The sequence below is a fragment of the Cryptosporangium aurantiacum genome (assembly GCF_900143005.1).
Classification (GTDB): Bacteria; Actinomycetota; Actinomycetes; order Mycobacteriales; family Cryptosporangiaceae; genus Cryptosporangium; species Cryptosporangium aurantiacum.
The window spans coordinates 86,545-103,104 of the sequence record NZ_FRCS01000006.1 but is presented as its reverse complement, the minus strand read 5'-3'; the positions used below and the strand labels follow the sequence as shown (position 1 = coordinate 103,104).

Below are 16,560 nucleotides of genomic sequence, written 5' to 3'. Positions count from 1 at the left end.
TGTCACCGCGCGATCGGTGGGAACAAGTTCGTGGCGAGCCCGCGCGTGTAGAGGCGGGCGGGACGTCCGGCTTCCCCGCGCCGGATCTCCCCGGTGGGCACGACGAAGCCCTCGGTGCTCAGCACCTTGCGCTGGAAGTTGCGGGCGTCCAGCCGGGCGCCCCAGACGACCTCGTACACCCGCCGTAGCTCGGTGATCGTGAAGCGCTCGGGGCAGAACGTCGTCGCGAGCGTCGTGTACTCGAGCTTGGAGCGGGCGCGCTCGATGCCGTCGCGCACGATGTTCGCGTGGTCGAAGGCGAGCGGCCGGCCGGTGGCGCCGGTCAGCCGGCTGACCGGCATCCAGAAGGCACGAGCGGCATCGGTGTCGCCGGTCGGCGTCGGGAGATTCGGGGCGAGCGCCAGGTACGCGACCGAGATGACCCGGCCGCGGGGATCCCGCCCCGGTTCGGCGTAGGTGCGGAGCTGCTCGAGGTGCAGCGGCGCACCGGGGATCCGGGTCTCCTCCATCAGCTCGCGCCGGGCAGCGTCGGGGAGATCCTCGTCCTCCTGCACGAAGCCGCCGGGCAGCGCGAGCGCTCCCCGGTACGGCTCGATGCCGCGTTCGATGACCAAGAGGTGCAGCGCGTCCTGCCGCACCGTCAGGACCACCAGGTCCACAGCGATGTTGGCGATCGGTGGCTCCCAGTCGCTCACAGTTCGACCCTAGTTCTTCGTCGCAGGTTGACGTCCACTGGTCCGGAAACTTACCGTCATCGTGACGATAACTAATCGTCGGAGTGACAGTAAGGCGCGTCACGGGTTCTCGTCCGGTCTCAGGCGAGGGGGGAGACCGGCCGGGAACCCGTGCGCGGCTGTCGAGGAGGAGCCATGGCCATGCGCGGAGAGAACGGCGTCGGGGGCGGAGAATGGCGGCGCGATCGGCCCTCGGACGCCGGCCGGCGACTCGCGGACGTCCTGGCCCTCGAATACGGGCACCTGAAGGAGGAGCAGCGCGCCCGGATCGCTACCAGGGACAACCTCGTCTACACGACGCTCGCCGCGCAGGCGGTGCTGGCCGGGACCGCGCTCACCAGCGGACGACCTCAGGTGCTGCTGCTGGTTCCGCTCGTCTGCGCGGTCCTCGGGTGGACGCGGATCGTGAACGACCTCAAGATCACGCACATCCGGCGCTACATCGACGGGGTGCTCCGACCGCGACTACAGGCCTGGTCGGCGAGCCGCGAGCCGGTCCTGGCGTGGGAGGTCGCCCACCGCGCCGGCACCCAGTACCGCGTGCAGAAAGCCGGGCAGATACTCGTCGACCTCCTGCTCTACTGCGTGCCCTCGCTCGCGGCGCCGGTGGTCGCGGTGCTGCTCAGCGACTCGGATCCGGCCGTCGTGGTGGCAGCCGCACCCGCGTGCCTGGTGGCGGTCGCGCTGGGCCTGCTCGCCGTCCTGGCGTCCGAACGTCCCCGCTGGACGCCGTGGGACGCCGAGGACGGGACCCGGGCCGACCCGGCCCGGTAGGCCGGTGTGGATACTGGGGCGGACGAGGAGGTCTTGAACATGGCGTCTGCGGTTCCGTTCTTCCTGGTGGACGTGTTCGCGGACGAGCCGTTGACCGGAAATCCACTCGCGCTCGTCCCGGACGCGGACGATCTCCCGGTCGAGCGGATGCAGGCGATCGCACGCGAGTTCAACCAGTCCGAGACCACGTTCCTGGTGCGTCCGACGCGCGACGACGCGACGTGGCGGCTGCGGTCGTTCACGCCGATCGGGGCCGAGGTGTTCGGGGCGGGCCACAACGCGATGGGGGCCTGGATCTGGCTGGCGGACGCCGGGCGGCTACCGGCCGCCGAGTCGGTGTTCGCCCAGGAGATCGGCGACGAGGTGCTCCCGGTCCGGGTGACCCGCCGGGCCGGGGAACGCAGCGAAGTGTCGATGGACCAGTCGGCGCCCGTGTTCGGCCGCACAGCCGAGGATCGGGCTGCGCTCGCCGACGCGCTCGGGCTCGGGCTCGGCGACCTGGCCGACGACGCCGCGCAGACCGTCTCGACCGGCGCGGACCACCTGCTGGTGCCGGTCCGCGGGCGGGACGTCGTCGACCGGGTGGACGTCGACCCCGGGCGGTTGCTGCGCGTGCTGCGGGACGCGGGCGCGGAGGGTTGTTACGTGTACAGCCGCGATCCGATCGACGCCGAGTCGGTCGCGTACGCGCGGTTCTTCAACCCGACGGTCGGCATCACCGAGGACCCGGCGACCGGCACCGCGGCCGGACCCCTCGTCGCGGCGTTGGTCGCGGCGGGAAGCGTGGCCGAAGGCGCGGCGGCCGTCGTGGAGCAGGGGTTCGCGCTCGGGCGTCCGAGCCGGTTGCGGGTCACGGTGACGGGAACGCAGGTGCGCCTGAGCGGTTCCGGCCTGATCGTCGCGGACGGCAATCTGCGCCTGTAGCGAGTGGTCAGCGCGTCGTCCAGTGACGCGCGGCGTGCACCAGCGCGTCCGCCTCCAGCGCGGCCACCAGCTTCTCGAACAGGGCGGTGGCGATCGGGCCGTTCCAATCCTCGGGCAGCACTTCGAGAGGCAGGCCCGGGTCCCGGTAGGGCAGCTTCCGCCACCGGTCGACGACGCCGAGGTAGGTGACGAACGCGTCGTCGCCGGGCATCGCGCTCAGCAGCGAGCCTTCGGTCAGGTGCTGGTGGGCGTCGATGAACGCCGCGTAACTGCGTTCGATCTCGGAGAGATCCCAAGCCTCGTGGAGCAGCGAGCGGAGGTCCTTGCCACCGACGTGGCTCCCGGCGAACAGCGCGCAGTGGTCGAGGAGGTCGAGCTCGGCGATCGCCTTCGTCGCCGCGTCTTGCATGCGTGCCGGGGCGATCCAGACGGCGGCGCTGATGTTGCCGAAGCCGAGGGCGGCGAGGTGGGTGCGTAGCTGGTGACGCTTGGTCCGGGCGGATTCGGGGACCGAGAAGTTGACGACGCACCAGCCGTCGCCCAGGTCGGCGGGCTGGCGCGCGTGCCAGATGACCTCGTCGCCTGCCGCGAGTTCGTCGAGGGCGTGGGCCGTGAGGCGGTAGCCGCGGACGCCGTCGAGGACCTCGGGGTCGAGCCAGCCCCGCTTCTTGAGCCGGGACACGGCCGTGCGGACGCTCGCCTCGTCCAGCCCCAGCTCACCGGTCAGCTCGATCGTTCCCGCGATCGGCATCCAGTTGCCCAGGCGGCGCACGACCGCGCCGAGGAACGTGACCAGGAGGTTGCGTGAGCGCCGGGCGGCCGGGTTCACGCCGTCGTGCGGGGTGCTCACTCGGACAATTGTGCCGGAGTGAGCGGATGTCGGCCCGGCCGGGGCCCCCAGCCCGCCGCCGCGGGCCTCCAGCGCAGATGCACGACGCCAGCCGGTCCCTCGCGGAGCAGCGAGAGGCGCGGGGGGATCTTGTCGGTCCGGGTGGCCGGCGGCTTGCGGCGACCCGCCTGCCACTGCACCGGCCAGGTGGCCCCGGCCCCGTCGTAGTCCTGCTCGGCTGCGGCGTGCAGCGTCCACTGCGGGTCGTAGAGGTGGGTGCGGCCCAGCGCGCAGAGGTCGGCGCGACCGGCCAGGAGCAGCGAGTTGACGTCGTCGAACGAGGAGATCGCGCCGACGGCGATCACCTTGACGCCGGCCGGGGCGGCGACCCGGTGCCGGATCTTGTCCGCGAACGGCGTCTGGTACGAGCGGCCGAACGCGGGCTTCTCGTTCTGGGCGATCTGGCCGGAGGAGACGTCGATGGCGGCGGCGCCGTGGGTGATGAACGCGCGGGCGATCTCGACCGCGTCCTCGTCGGTGTTGCCGTCGGGCAGCCAGTCGGTGGCCGAGATCCGGACGGTCACCGGGATGCTCTCCGGCACCGCGGCGCGAACCGCGTCGAACACCTCCAGCGGGAACCGGAGGCGGTTGTCGAGCGAACCGCCGTAGGCGTCCGTGCGGTGGTTCGCGATCGGCGAGAGAAACGAGGACAGCAGATACCCGTGGGCGGCGTGGACCTCGACCAGGTCGAAGCCCGCGTCGACCGCGCGGACGGCGGCGGCCCGGAAGTCGTCGAGGACGTCGTCCAAATCGGCTTTTGTCGCCTCGCGCGGCAGGTGGCAGCCCTCGCCGTAGGGCAGTGGGGAGGGCCCGAGGACGGGCCAGTTGTTCTCGGCCAGGGGGACGTCCATCCCGTCCCACATCAGCCGGGTCGACCCCTTGCGGCCGGAGTGGCCGAGCTGGGCACCGATCTTGGCGCCGGACCGACCGTGGATGAAGTCGGTGATGCGCCGGTAGGCCGCCGTCTGGCGGTCGTTCCACAGACCGGTGCACCCGGGCGTGATGCGGCCCTCGGGGGAGACGCAGATCATCTCGGTCATCACCAGGCCGGCGCCGCCGAGGGCCTTGGAGCCGAGATGGACGAGGTGGAAGTCGTTCGCCTCGCCGTCGACGGCGCTGTACATGTCCATCGGTGAGACGACGATCCGGTTCGCCAGCGCCAACGGCCCGATCCGCACGGGTTGGAACATCGCGGGCGCCGGCCCGGGCGCGGCCTCGTGCCGGGCGAACTCGGACTCCATCCGGTGGGCGAACTCGGCGTCACGGTCCCGGAGGTTGGCGAACGTGATGCGGCGCGAGCGGGTGAGCAGGTTGAACACGAACTGGGCCGGGTCCTGACCGGCGTACATGCCGATGTTCTCGAACCACTCCAGCGACGCCTGCGCGGCCCGCTGCGTCGACTCGACCACCGGCTTGCGCTCGGCTTGGTACGCCGCGAGCGCGGCCGGAACGCTCGGGTGCTCGTGGAGGCACGCGGCGAGCGCGAGCGCGTCCTCCATGGCGAGTTTGGTGCCCGAGCCGATCGAGAAGTGAGCGGTGTGGGCCGCGTCGCCCACCAGGACGACGTTGCCGTCGTACCAACGCTCGTTGCGGACCGTGGTGAAGCTGATCCACTTGGAGTTGTTGGTCAGAACCTGGTGACCGCGCAATTCGTCGGCGAAGATCTCCGCGATCCGGCGCACCGCGTACTCGTCGGAGACGCCCGGCTCGAAGGTCTGCGCCTCGGTGGCGTCCAGGCCCGCCCGGCGCCAGACGTCCTCGTGCATCTCGGCGATGAACGTCGACGCGGTGTCGGAGTACGGGTAGCCGTGGATCTGCATCGTTCCCCACTCCGTCGACTTGACGAAGAACTGGAACGCCTCGAAGACCAGGTCGGTGCCGAGCCAGATGTACTTGTTGCGCCGGACGTCGAGGTGCGGCCCGAACGCGTCGCCGTACTTCGTCCGCACCGTGGAGTTGGCGCCGTCCGCGGCCAGCACCAGGTCGTAGGAGCCGCGCAGGGCGTCGGGATCGGGCGCCGGGGTGCGGTAGTGCACGGTGACGCCGAGCGCGGCGACGCGTGCCTGCAGGATCTTCAGCAGGTCCTTGCGCCCCATCGCCGCGAAGCCCTGCCCGCCGATCGTGAACGGGTGCGTGGCGCCGGAGGAGTCGGTGATCGAAACGTCGATGTCGCTCCATCGAGCGAACCGCCGCTCGATCTCCTCGTGGATCACCGGGTCGGCGCCCGCGATGCTGCCGAGCGTCTCGTCGGAGAAGACCACGCCGAAGCCGAACGTGTCGTCCGGAGCGTTGCGCTCCCAGATCGTGATCTCGTGACCGGGATCGAGGCCCTTCATCAGCGCGGCGAAATAGAGCCCGCCGGGCCCGCCTCCCACGATCGCGATCCTCACGAGGTGTCCTTTCCGGTCACCGCGACGGTTTCGGCCGGTCGGTCGGCACCGGCCAGCTGACGAAGGACGAAGTGCTGAAGCTTGCCGCTGGTGTTGCGCGGTAACGCGGCGACGAAGCGGACCTCGCGGGGGTACTTGTACGGCGCGATCGTCTGCTTGACGTGGTCCTGGATCTCCTTCGCCTTGGCCGCGTTCCCCGCGACGCCGTCCCTGAGCACGACGAACGCGCAGACGATCGACCCGCGCTCGGCGTCCGGCGCGGCCACACACGCCGACTCGAGAACGTCGGGATGGTCGTCGATGACGGCATCGACCTCGGGACCGGCGATGTTGTAGCCGGACGAGATGATGAGGTTGTCGGTGCGGGACTGGTAGTAGAAGTACCCGTCGCCGTCGCGGACGAAGGTGTCGCCGGTGATGTTCCAGCCGTCGAGGACGTAGTCGCGCTGGCGGTCGTCGGCGAGGTAGCGACAGCCGATCGGGCCGATGACCGCCAGCCGCCCTTTCAGCCCCGGGCCCAGTTCCGTACCGTCCTCACCCAGCACGGCCGCGCGGAACCCGGGCACCGGCTTGCCGGTCGCCCCGGGACGGATGTCGTCGCCGGCGGCGGTGAGGAAGATGTGCAGCAGCTCGGTGGCCCCGATGCCGTCGACGATCTTCAGCCCGATCTCGTCCCGGATCCGTTCCCAGAGCTGCTGCGGGATGTGCTCTCCCGCGCTGACCGCGAGGCGCAGCCCGCGCAGCCGGTCGAGCTTGCCGCCGGTCAGAATCTGCCGGTAGGCGGTCGGTGCCGTCGCGAGCACGGTGACGCCGTGAGCCGCCACATGGTCGGCCAGCTGCACCGGGGTCGCCGCTTCCAGCAACAGCGAGCTCGCTCCGGCGCGCAGCGTGAACACGACGAGCATGCCGAGCCCGAACGTGAACGCGAACGGGGCGGTGCACGCCACGACGTCGTCGGGCCGCAGCGCCAGCACGGTACGGCCGAACGTGTTGTCGATCGACAACACGTCCCGGTGGAAGTGCGTGCAGATCTTCGGCACTCCGGTGCTGCCCGAGGTGGGGCAGAACAGCGCGACATCGTCCGCCGCGGTCACGACGTTGGTGAACGCCCCGGACTTGGTGCCGGCCCTCGCCACCAGGTCGTCGGTGCCCGCGCCGCCGTACGGCACGATCGTGAGGTCGGGAAAGGCCGTGTCGCGCAGCGTTTCGACGTCGGCGACCCACCGGTGGTCGACCAACGCGATGCTCGGGCGCGTCTTCTCGGCGATCCGGGTCAGTTCGCGGACCCGGAGGGCCGCGAACGTCGTGACCGCGATACCACCGGCTTTGAGGACGCCCAGCCAGGCCGCGACGGTCCAGGGGTTGTTCGGGGACCGCAGCAGCACCCGGTTCCCCGGCACGAGACCGAGGTCCTCGGTCAGTACCTGGGCGACCTGGTCGGCCCTGGTGCGGAGTTCGGCGTAGGTCCACGTGGTTCCGTCGGGGGTCCGCAGCGCCGGCCGGTCCGGCCACGTCCGCGCCGGGACGTCGATGAGCTCCTCGGCGGCGTTGAGGTGTTCGGCGTACTGCAGGGTCTCGGTGGTGAACTCCAGCACCGGCCACTGTTCGGCCGGCGGGAGGTGGTCGCGGGCGAACGTGTCGATGTGCCCGCTGGGGGAGAGGGGCATCGTTAGCCTCCGAGGTGGGGGCGGATCAGGCCTTCCTGGACGGCGGTGGCCACGTGGGTGTGGTCGGGGGTGAAGAAGCGGCCGATGCTCGCGCCGCGACCGGCGTCCGCGGAGAGCGCTTGTTGCGCGTAGAGCAGCCACCCGTCGACGACGCCGGGGCCGGGAACGCGGTGGAACCACATCGCGTGGTCGAGGCTGGCCGTGACCAGGCCGTCGTCGGCCCAGCTCAGCCCGTGGACGCGAAGCACCGGCTCGAGGATCGTGTAGTCGCAGACGTACGCGAGAGCGGCGAGGTCGCGCTGCGTGTCGGTGAGCCCGGGGACCGGTTTCAACGCGTCGAACGGCCGGACCCAGATGGCCTGGTGGGGAACCCGCTCGCCCTCGACCGTGAGGTACACCGGGCCGGGGACGTGCCGCATGTCGAACGAACGACCGCCGGACCAGTACGCCTTGGACCGCGCGGTCATCGTGCCGCCGGAGCGGTCGCGCAGGTACGCGGCCGAGCTGGGTAACGTCTCCGGCTCGGGAACGTCGTCCAGTTCGGTCGGCAGCGGCGGCGCGAAGCTGTCGCCGGGCTCACCGGCCGCGAAGCTCGCCAGGCAGACGTACAGCACCTTGCCCGCCTGGTAACCGCGAACCTGGCGGGTGCTGTAACCGCGGCCGTCCCGGAGGAGCTCGACCTCGTAGCGGACCTCGGCGCCGATCTCCGCGGGGCGCATGAAGTACGAGTGCATCGAGTGCAGCGTCTTGCCGTCGGTCACCGATCGGAGCGCCGCGGCGGCGGCCTGGGCGACCAGGTCACCGCCGTAGGCCTTCGGCCAGGGACAGTCCTGGGTACGGGCGGTGAAGGCCAGGTCGAACGTCTCCGGGGGCACCGCGCTCAGCGTCACCGCGTCGGTGAAGACGGCCGACGTGTAGCTCGGCTCGGGCGCGCTCACGGCCGGGTGTTCCAGTCGCGCAGCGCCGCGTCGGGAACATCGGGGAGGTTGACCACGATGTTCTCCGGCGTACGGCACGTCATCCAGGTCAGCGGGGAGTTCCGGTCCAGATTGCACTCGATGTGCGGCATGAACGGGGGGACGAACACCCAGTCGCCTTCGCGGAAGTCGTAGTAGTCCTCGAACTCGGCGCCGAAGTAGATCCTGGCCCGGCCGGCGAGCACGAACCCTCCGGTCTCCGCCTCGCCGTGGTGGTGCGGCACCGAGCGGTATCCGGCCAGGTTGTGCACCTGACCGAACCACAGCTTGGTGGCCGGCGTGTGCTGGACGCTCACCCCCGACACGCGGGTCGCTCCGGCTGACTGTTCGGTGCTGTCCGGCTCCGCGCCGGCTCGCGTGACGACCGGGACGACCAGGCCCTGTTCGTTCGCATACGCGGAGTTGTCACCCTCGAGCGCGTAACTCGCGGACTCAACCACGGTCAGCTCCTTCCTGGACCGTCGGGATGACAGTATCGTCACGACCGTCAAGAAGTTGTCAATAAGCTTCCAGGGAAGGCTCGATGAGCACCGACCTCACCCCGATCCCGGTCAACCCCGCGGCGCTGCCCGTGCCGCGCGGCTACTCCCACGGCACGCTGTCGGGCAACACGCTCTACCTGGGTGGCCAGACCGCCCTGGACAAGGACATGCGGATCGTCCCCGGCACGATCGTCGACCAGTTCCGGCAGGCGTTCAGCAACGTGCTCACGACGCTGAGCGAGGCCGGTGGTGTGCCGTCGGACCTGGTGAGCATCACGCTCTACCTCACCGACATCCCCGACTACCAGGCCCACGGCCGCGAGATCGGACAGGTGTGGCGCGAACTGGCCGGGCCGGCCTACCCGGCGATGGCCGGGATCGGGACGACGGCGCTGTGGCAGCCCGAGGCCCTGATCGAGATCCTCGGCGTCGCCGTCATCCCCACCGAGCGCCTGCAACGGCCGTGACCGTGTCGCCGCCCGAAGCGGATTGCATTTGGGAGGGCCATAGGTCTTCCAAATGCAATCTGCTCAACGGCGCGCGGGCCGAAGCGACGGCGGTTCGCGTCAGCCCTCGTCGCGGGCTCGGTGCGCTTCGTCGAGGAAGAGGCCGGCCTCCAGCGCGAGCGGGTTGTCCGCACCGAACGCGCGGCGCGCGGTCGCCTGCACGTGCTCGTGCAGGCGGATCGCCCGCTCGAGCTGGCCGGTCGCCAGGTACGCCGACGCCAGGTTGTGGGCGGTGATCAGCGTGCCCTCGTGCTCCTCGCCCTGGATCCGGCGCCGATCGTCCAGCACGCCCTCGTAGAGCGTGATCGCCGTGGTCAGGCGTCCGGCGCTCTGGTGGGCGTGGGCCAGGTTGTGGGCGGTGACCAGCGTCAACGAGTGGTCCTCGCCCCAGAGCAGACGCCGTCCGGTGAGGACGCGGATGTAGACCTCCACGGCGTCGTCCGGGCGGTCGGCGGCGAGATAGGCGTCCGCGAGGCCGCACGATACGTCGTGGGTCACCGCGTCGTCGTCGCCGAGCGTCTCCCGGTAACCCCGGACGGCCCACGCGTACCAGAACACGCTGTCGTCGGGGCGCTCCGCCCGCAGGCACGTGTCGGCGAGCTCGTGGAGCGTGTCCAGGGTCTCCTCGTGCCGTTCGCCGAGGGCCGTCCGCTGCCGCGCGACGAGCTCCTCGAACATCGTGATCGCCCGGTGCGGACGCCCGGCGCGGCGGTGGGTGCGCGCAAACAGGCGGACCGTGTTCAGCGTCACCGGGGCGTCGGCGCCCGCGGTCCGGCGGTAGCCGTCGGCGACCTGCTCGTACGCCGCGACCGCCTCGTCGTAACGCTCGGCGTCCGCGAGCGCGTCGGCCAATTGGCGGGCGACGAGCAGCGTGTCGGGAGCGTCGGCGCCCAGCCGCGCGGTGCGCTCGGCCAGCGTCTCGTCGAGCAGCTGCGCGGCCTCGTCGTGGCGCCCGGCGCGCTGGTAGGCCAGCAGCAGGTCGACGCGAGTCTGCTCGGTGTCCTCGTGATCGGCGCCGTGCAGCGTCCGCTCGGCGGCCAGCACCTGCTGGAACAGCGCGATCGCGGTGTCGTCGCGCCCTTCGTCCGCATGCAGGTTGGCCAGCTCGTAGCACACCTGCACCGTGCGCTGATGGTCCGGGCCGTAGGCCCGCTCGCAGGCGGCGAGCGTGCGCTCGTAGAGCGCGACCGCCTCCTCGGTCCGGTCGTCGTCCACGTAGGCGGCCGCGAGGCCGAGCGAGGCGTAGATGGTTCGCGGCGTGTCCTCGCCGAGCACCGCGCGGAAGCGGGGGAGGCACTCCGCGAAGATCGCGACGGCCTCGGCGTCCCGGTCGGACTGCGCGTAGAGGAATCCGAGGTCGTGCGCCGCGTTGAGCAGCCGGGCATCGTCCGGACGACCGCGCGCACGCCAGCGCGCGACCACCGCCTCCAGATGGGTGATGGCGTCGGAGAGCCGGTCGACGCCGAAGCAGGCGTCGGCCAGGCCGTGCAGGCTGACCAGGGTCTCGGCGTGGTCGTCGCCGAGCACCCGGCGGCATCCCTGGTAGGCCTGCTCGAAGTGGACCGCGGCCTCGTCCGGGCGGTCGGCGTCCACGTAGGCGTCGGCGAGAGCCTTCAGCGTGAACAGCGTCTCCGGGTGGTCGGCTCCGAGGACCCGCACCGAGGCCTCGTGGACCCGGGTGTAGAGCGTGATCGCGTCCTCGGCGCGGCCGTCCTCCTGGTAGGCGTAGGCCAGGTTGTGCATCGAGACCAGCGTGTCCCGGTGCTCCTCGCCGAGGAGCCGGCGCCGGTCGGCCAGGACCTCGTCGAACAGCGCGATCGCCTCCCCGGTCCGGCCGTCCTCGAGGATGCCGAGGGCCGCGGTGTCCCGGATGCGCAGCGTCGCGGGGTGGTCGGGGCCCAGCACCGCGGTCCGGTCGGCGACGATCTGCTCGGTCAGCTGCTGCGACTCGGAGAACCGGTCGGCTTCCGACAGCGCCGCTGCGAGGAACTCCTGGCTGGTGAGGGTGTCCGGGTGGGCGGGGCCGAAGCGTTCGTTGCCGGCGTTCACCACGGTCTCGGCGACCGTCACTGCCTGCTCCGGACGCTCGACCTCGACCAGATACGCGCAGGCCTGGTTCAACAGCCAGGACGCCGCGCGGTGGTCGTCGTCGCTCGCCGATCGGGCGTCGAGGACACGGCCGGCCACCTCGAGGACGCGGGTTAACGATTCGGCCCACCACGGCCAGCCGGCCGGGTCGTTGCTGATCTCGTCTTCGGCGGCGGGTGCCGCGGCTCGGAGTCGGCGCAGCTCGTCCGCATCGTCAGTGGTCACGGGTTTACCGTGGCACCGCCGCGGTCCACGGTGATCCCCAGATCGTGCCAGGTCCCGGCCGCCCGCGCGGTGCGCATTTCTCGTGCGGGTCGACGCATGGTTGCGCCCGTTTCCGCGTAGCGTTGGGGATGGTTGTGGCGCTTTCCGTGCCAGGGCACGGGAGGTGCCACATTCCGCGCCGCCGCAGGCGGAAAGCGCCACATTGATCTGGGGTACTTGCTCGGGGAAGCGCGACACCCGTTTGGTCGGTCACTCGGAAGAGTCGACGGCCCCCGCGTGGGCTCCGGTAAAGCCGTGAGGGCGCTGGAGGTAGGCGTTCTCGAGAGTGGCCAGCACGTGCCGCGGTCGGTCTCGGATCTCTCGTGGTGAGAAGTGCAGCGTGAGGATGCCGTAGGTAGCGAGCAGATTGTGCCGGTCCCGAGTGCGGCGGTGGTCCTCGACGGTGGTGTGGAACTCGTCGGAGTCGGACTCGAGTGCCATGCCGACGTCTTGGATCCAGCCGTCCGGGATCGGGAGCGTGCGGCCGTCGGCGCCGACGAGTACCGGATTCCAGCAGATTTCCGGAAGGACCAGGCTGGCCCCGGTCAGCATTCGTAGTTCGGCCTCCGGCGCAGAGAGGACACCGTCCCGCAACGCGCTGAGCACGGTGCCGAGCAGCTTGCTGCCGCCAACAGGGCCCGCGCGCCATTCGGCGTCCAGTCGGTCGACGGTCGTGCGGCGGCGTTGCACCATCTCGCAAAGGAACGCATGTACGTCACGTTCTGAATAACCCGACCGGGCCGCGTCGGCACCGGCGCGCGCGACGGAGCACACATCAAACTGGGGCCGGTGGATCGCATGCGGATCCGGTCGTGTGGTGCGGATGAGGACGACGATGCTGCGGGTGAGTCGGCGAGGGCTGAGCGGTGTCAGCACGTGGACGCGCTGGTCGTCGGGGAGATAGCGCAGTCCGTGCCAGCGCAATGCGGCCACGCCGGTGATCTGTGCCCCTTCTCCGGCGAGCAGATTCGCGGCGACGAGCCGCTGTCGGTCGGAGGGCGGGCCGGGGAACGTGGCGTACAGGCCGCGGACGACGCGCCGCCAGAGACCCCGGTGGATCCGCCACGCAATCGCCTCGTCGGTGAGCCCGAGTTCCAGCGCCTGGCGGCGGAGGATGAGTCCCTGCTGCGCGGCGAGGAGTTGCCGGAGAAGATCGCCCATCGCCTCACGCTGACGGGCGGGCAGTCAGCGACGCCAGGCCGCTCGGCGATCTGTGGACGGAGTCGGCAATCTGTGGACAGAGCGCGCCGGAATGGATGTGGCGCTCTCCGCCTGCGGCGGCGCGTGAAAGTGGCGCTTTCCGTGCTATGGCACGGGAGGTGCCACAACGACGGGGTGGGGTAGGCGGAAAGCGCAGCAACCATTGAGGGCTCAGGCCGCCGGGCGGCGGGCGAGCAGCGAGAACGAGTTCGGCAGGCGTCCGTTCCACGACGCCGCCGAGACACCGCCCATCCGCCAGAACGGCTCCGGGTACTCCGCGAGGTGCCGGATCTCCAGCCCGGCCGCCGCCACCGCGGTGACGATCCGGCCGAGCGTCGCCTGGAACTGGACCGCGCCGTTGGCCGGATACGTGTCGTCGACGTGGCTCTCGGCGAAGTAGCTGCGGTCCGGCCGGATGCGGGGCTCGTCCTCGTCCCACGTCCACAGCGAGAAGGCCGGGTGCTCGTCGTACACGAACAGGTGCCCGGACGGGCGCAGCAGCCGGGCGATGTCCGCTGCCCACGCGTCCAGGTCCCGCATCCAGATCACCGCGCCCTTGCCGGTGTAGACGAGGTCGGCGCTCGCGTCGGGTAGCGGAGCGCCGGGCAGCACGCCGACGACGTACCGGCAGGGAGCGCCGAGTTCGTCGGCGCGCTGTTGTGCCGCGCGGACGGCCACCTCGCTGAAGTCGACGCCGACCACGGACCGCGCGCCCGCCTGCGCCAGCGCGACGTCGTCGGTGCCGTTGCCGCTCTGCAGATGGACGACCTCCGGGGCGCGCTGCAAAATCTCGCGCAGTAGCTCGCGCTCCAGGTCGATGAGCGACGAGCCGGCCGCGGCCACCGCCAGCAAGTCCGAGTACTCCCGCACGTGCTTCTCGGAAGCGGTCTCCCACGCCTGCCGGTTCGCGCGCGTCGTCTGGTCCATGCGTGCACTGTGACACCGTCGCTCACCACCCGACGGCTCACGGCTAAATGTGAGCTATGCGCACTAGTGTTATGGTCTGGGCGTGTCCGACGCATTGGCCGGGTCCGGGATCCTCGGCTGGTCCGTCGCGGCCGTGCTGGGCCTCTGTGCGGCACTCGTCGTGGTCACGGCGGTTCGCCGGTTGTGGGTCGAGGTGTCGACCCGTCGGCGCGCGGCACTCGAGGACCCGGTCCGCCCGCTGGTGCTGACGTTGGCGGCCGACGCCGACGAGGACGGGGACGCGTTGCGGACGCTGGCGGCGGTGCCCACGGCCACCTGGGTCGCGGTCGAGCCGCTCGTCGTCCGGGTGCTGGGCAAGGTTCGTGGTGAGGCCCGCGGGGTGCTCACCGGGTTGCTGGAGTCCCGCGGCGCTGCCCAGCGAGCCCGCCGCGACATCCACCGCCGCAGTGCCGTCCGGCGCGCCAGGGCCGCCGAGACGCTCGGGCTGCTGGGCGACGAGTCGTCGATCGAGGTTCTCCGCGAGCGGCTGGCCGACCGTTCGCCGGACGTCCGGCGGGTCGCGGTGCGGGCCCTCGGACGCATCGGTGACCCGAGCGTGGCCCCGGCGCTGATCGGCGCGCTCGACGGCGCCAGAACGGTGCCTGCCCAGAGCGTCATCCAAGCGGTTCTGCGGTTGGGGACGCGAGCGGCACCGCCGCTCCTGCCCGCGCTGCACGACGAGAGCGAGACCGTGCGCGCCGCCGTCGCCGAGATCTTCGGTCTCCTGCGCGCGGTTGCCGCCACCCAGGCACTGGTCGCGTCGGTGACCGAGGACCCGTCGCTGGACGTCCGTGTCCGAGCCGCGAAGGCGCTCGGAGCGATCGGCCATCCGGCGGGCGTCGACGCGCTCGTCGGCGTGATCCGGTCCGCCGAGCACTCGACGCTGCGCGCGGCCGCCGCCCGTGGGCTGGGCGAACTGGGGTCGGAGCGGGCGGTCCGGGTCCTGATCCCGCTGCTCTATGAGCGGGTTCACGTGGTGGCCGACGCGGCGGCGACCTCGCTGCTCCAGCTCGGCGCACCGGGGCGCACCGCGCTGACCACCGTGCTCTCCACCGCACGGCCCGGACCGGTCTTCGGCCGGACCGTCACCGATCTGCACGCGGACTGGGGCTCGGAAGAAGCGCTGGTAGCGCTGGCCGCCGACGTCCGCTCGGTGAGCACCGCGGCCTGTTACGCGGCCGCCGCCCTCGACGCCGACCGACGGGTCCAGCCCGAATGACCGATTGGCTGCCCGACCTGCCAACGCTCCGAGCCGCGCTGGTCGCCGTCCTCGACACGATCGGCGACCTCGTGTTCTGGTACTTCCTGGCGATCAACAGCAGCTACCTGCTGCTGATCCTGCTCGCCTCGATCGAGTTCACCCAGTACCTGCGGCGGCAGTCGTACGCCGGTCGTGAGGAGACCTACGTCAGCCCGCTGACCCCGCCGGTCTCGGTGCTCGTGCCCGCGTACAACGAGGAGCTGACGATCGTCGAGTCGGTGCGGGCCATGCTCGCGCTGCGCTACCCGGCGTTCGAGGTCGTCGTCGTGATCGACGGCTCCACCGACCGGACCCTGGCGCGGCTGACCGAGGCGTTCGACCTCGTGCGCACGATCCGCGTGATTCCCGACGATGTTCCGACCCGGTCACCGATCCTGGCCAGCTACGCGCCCCGCGCGGGAACCCCGGCGCTGACCGTCATCCACAAGGTCAACGGCGGCCGCGCCGACGCGCTGAACACCGCGCTCAACGCCTCCCGGCATCCGCTGGTCTGCATGGTCGACGCGGACTCGCTGCTCGACCCCGACGCGCTGCTCGCGGTCGCGCAGCCGTTCGGCGACGACCCGCTGCGGGTCGTCGCGACCGGCGGCGTCATCCGGGTGGTCAACGGGTGCGCGGTCCGGGCCGGCCGTATCACCGAGGTCCGCGCGCCCCGCCAGTGGCTGCCGCGGATCCAGGTCGCCGAGTACCTGCGGGCGTTCCTCCTCGGACGAACCGGCTGGTCGAAGCTCGACGGGCTGCTCGTCATCTCCGGCGCGTTCGGTCTCTTCCGGCGGGACGTCGTGGTCGCCGCCGGTGGTCTGGACGCCGCGTCGATCGGGGAGGACGCCGAGCTGGTCGTCCGTCTGCACCGGCAGCTACGGAGGCGGCGGGAGCGCTACCGGATCCTGTTCGTGGGCGAACCGGTGTCCTGGACCGAGGTGCCCAGCACCCGGGACGTCCTGGCGCGGCAGCGGCGACGCTGGCAGCGCGGCTTGATCGAGCTGCTGACCAAACACGTGACGATGATCGGCAACCCCCGCTACGGCCGGATCGGCACCGTCGCGCTGCCCTACTTCCTGCTGTTCGAAGCGCTCGCTCCGCTGCTGGAGCTGGCCGGGGTGATCCTGGTTCCGCTCGGGCTGGCGCTCGGGGTCGTCGATCCCGGGTTCGCGTTCCAGCTCCTGCTGGTCGCCTACGGCTACGCGATCCTGGTGACGTTCGCGGCGATCGCGGTGGAGGAGTTCGCGTTCCACCGCTACAAGCGCTGGCGGGACCTGGGCGTGCTCGTCCTCGCCGCGGTCGTCGAGAACTTCGGGTTCCGGCAGCTGACCGCCTGGTGGCGCGTCCAGGGCACCTACCAGGCGATCCGGCGCACCCGCGCGGACTGGGGCGTGATGACCCGTGCGGGCTTCGAGGACGTGCCGGACTAGAGGATCGTCCCGCTACGCTGGTGCGC

General features: G+C 71.2%; 14 protein-coding genes. 5 read left to right on the top strand and 9 right to left on the bottom strand.

The window, feature by feature from the left end:
- Window positions 1-2: 2 nt before the first annotated feature.
- On the bottom strand, window positions 3-695 hold the full coding sequence (locus tag BUB75_RS20985) for an NUDIX hydrolase (protein WP_218617677.1): 693 nt from the start codon (window positions 693-695) through the stop codon (window positions 3-5).
- Between the two features lie 174 nt (window positions 696-869).
- Here BUB75_RS20985 and BUB75_RS20980 point away from each other — a divergent pair, with 174 nt between their 5' ends.
- On the top strand, window positions 870-1,508 hold the full coding sequence (locus tag BUB75_RS20980) for a hypothetical protein (protein ID WP_084741551.1): 639 nt from the start codon (window positions 870-872) through the stop codon (window positions 1,506-1,508).
- Window positions 1,509-1,547: 39 nt separating this feature from the next.
- Window positions 1,548-2,432, top strand: coding sequence for a PhzF family phenazine biosynthesis protein (locus tag BUB75_RS20975; RefSeq protein WP_073259345.1), 885 nt, complete (start codon window positions 1,548-1,550; stop codon window positions 2,430-2,432).
- 7 nt (window positions 2,433-2,439) lie between these two features.
- Here the strand turns inward: BUB75_RS20975 and BUB75_RS20970 are convergent, their stop codons facing one another.
- From BUB75_RS20970 to BUB75_RS20950, 5 genes are read right to left on the bottom strand one after another with little or no spacing between them, the layout of a single operon-like run.
- Window positions 2,440-3,282 carry a PaaX family transcriptional regulator gene (locus BUB75_RS20970; RefSeq protein WP_218617676.1) on the bottom strand — a complete coding sequence of 281 codons (843 nt, stop codon included), beginning with the start codon at window positions 3,280-3,282 and terminating at the stop codon, window positions 2,440-2,442.
- Entirely contained in the window at window positions 3,279-5,711 is a 2,433-nt protein-coding gene (locus BUB75_RS20965) for a bifunctional salicylyl-CoA 5-hydroxylase/oxidoreductase (RefSeq protein ID WP_073259343.1), read from the bottom strand. Before BUB75_RS20965 ends, BUB75_RS20970 begins: the two co-directional genes overlap by 4 nt.
- The gene (locus tag BUB75_RS20960; protein WP_073259341.1) at window positions 5,708-7,378 is read right to left on the bottom strand and encodes an AMP-binding protein; all 1,671 of its coding nucleotides are present in this window, start codon (window positions 7,376-7,378) and stop codon (window positions 5,708-5,710) included. Before BUB75_RS20960 ends, BUB75_RS20965 begins: the two co-directional genes overlap by 4 nt.
- Window positions 7,379-7,380: 2 nt before the next feature.
- A complete protein-coding gene (locus tag BUB75_RS20955) occupies window positions 7,381-8,316 on the bottom strand; it encodes an acyl-CoA thioesterase (protein WP_073259339.1) in 936 nt (311 codons plus the stop codon).
- Window positions 8,313-8,795, bottom strand: a complete 483-nt coding sequence (locus tag BUB75_RS20950) for a cupin domain-containing protein (RefSeq protein ID WP_143175330.1) — start codon at window positions 8,793-8,795, stop codon at window positions 8,313-8,315. Before BUB75_RS20950 ends, BUB75_RS20955 begins: the two co-directional genes overlap by 4 nt.
- A gap of 83 nt (window positions 8,796-8,878) precedes the next feature.
- Between BUB75_RS20950 and BUB75_RS20945 the strand changes: the two genes are divergently transcribed.
- Entirely contained in the window at window positions 8,879-9,304 is a 426-nt protein-coding gene (locus tag BUB75_RS20945) for a RidA family protein (RefSeq protein ID WP_073259337.1), read from the top strand.
- 99 nt (window positions 9,305-9,403) lie between these two features.
- Here the strand turns inward: BUB75_RS20945 and BUB75_RS20940 are convergent, their stop codons facing one another.
- From BUB75_RS20940 to BUB75_RS20930, 3 genes are all read right to left on the bottom strand, one after another.
- Entirely contained in the window at window positions 9,404-11,656 is a 2,253-nt protein-coding gene (locus BUB75_RS20940; RefSeq protein ID WP_073259336.1) for a tetratricopeptide repeat protein, read from the bottom strand.
- Window positions 11,657-11,905: 249 nt separating this feature from the next.
- Window positions 11,906-12,856, bottom strand: coding sequence for a type IV toxin-antitoxin system AbiEi family antitoxin domain-containing protein (locus BUB75_RS20935; protein WP_073259334.1), 951 nt, complete (start codon window positions 12,854-12,856; stop codon window positions 11,906-11,908).
- A 210-nt stretch (window positions 12,857-13,066) separates the two neighbouring features.
- Entirely contained in the window at window positions 13,067-13,822 is a 756-nt protein-coding gene (locus BUB75_RS20930; protein WP_073259333.1) for a class I SAM-dependent methyltransferase, read from the bottom strand.
- A gap of 82 nt (window positions 13,823-13,904) precedes the next feature.
- Here BUB75_RS20930 and BUB75_RS20925 point away from each other — a divergent pair, with 82 nt between their 5' ends.
- Both BUB75_RS20925 and BUB75_RS20920 read left to right on the top strand, forming a co-directional pair.
- Window positions 13,905-15,080: a HEAT repeat domain-containing protein gene (locus BUB75_RS20925; RefSeq protein WP_084741550.1), complete on the top strand. Its 1,176-nt coding sequence runs from the start codon at window positions 13,905-13,907 to the stop codon at window positions 15,078-15,080.
- Window positions 15,077-16,534 carry a glycosyltransferase family 2 protein gene (locus BUB75_RS20920; protein WP_073259329.1) on the top strand — a complete coding sequence of 486 codons (1,458 nt, stop codon included), beginning with the start codon at window positions 15,077-15,079 and terminating at the stop codon, window positions 16,532-16,534. Before BUB75_RS20925 ends, BUB75_RS20920 begins: the two co-directional genes overlap by 4 nt.
- Window positions 16,535-16,560: the final 26 nt, after the last annotated feature.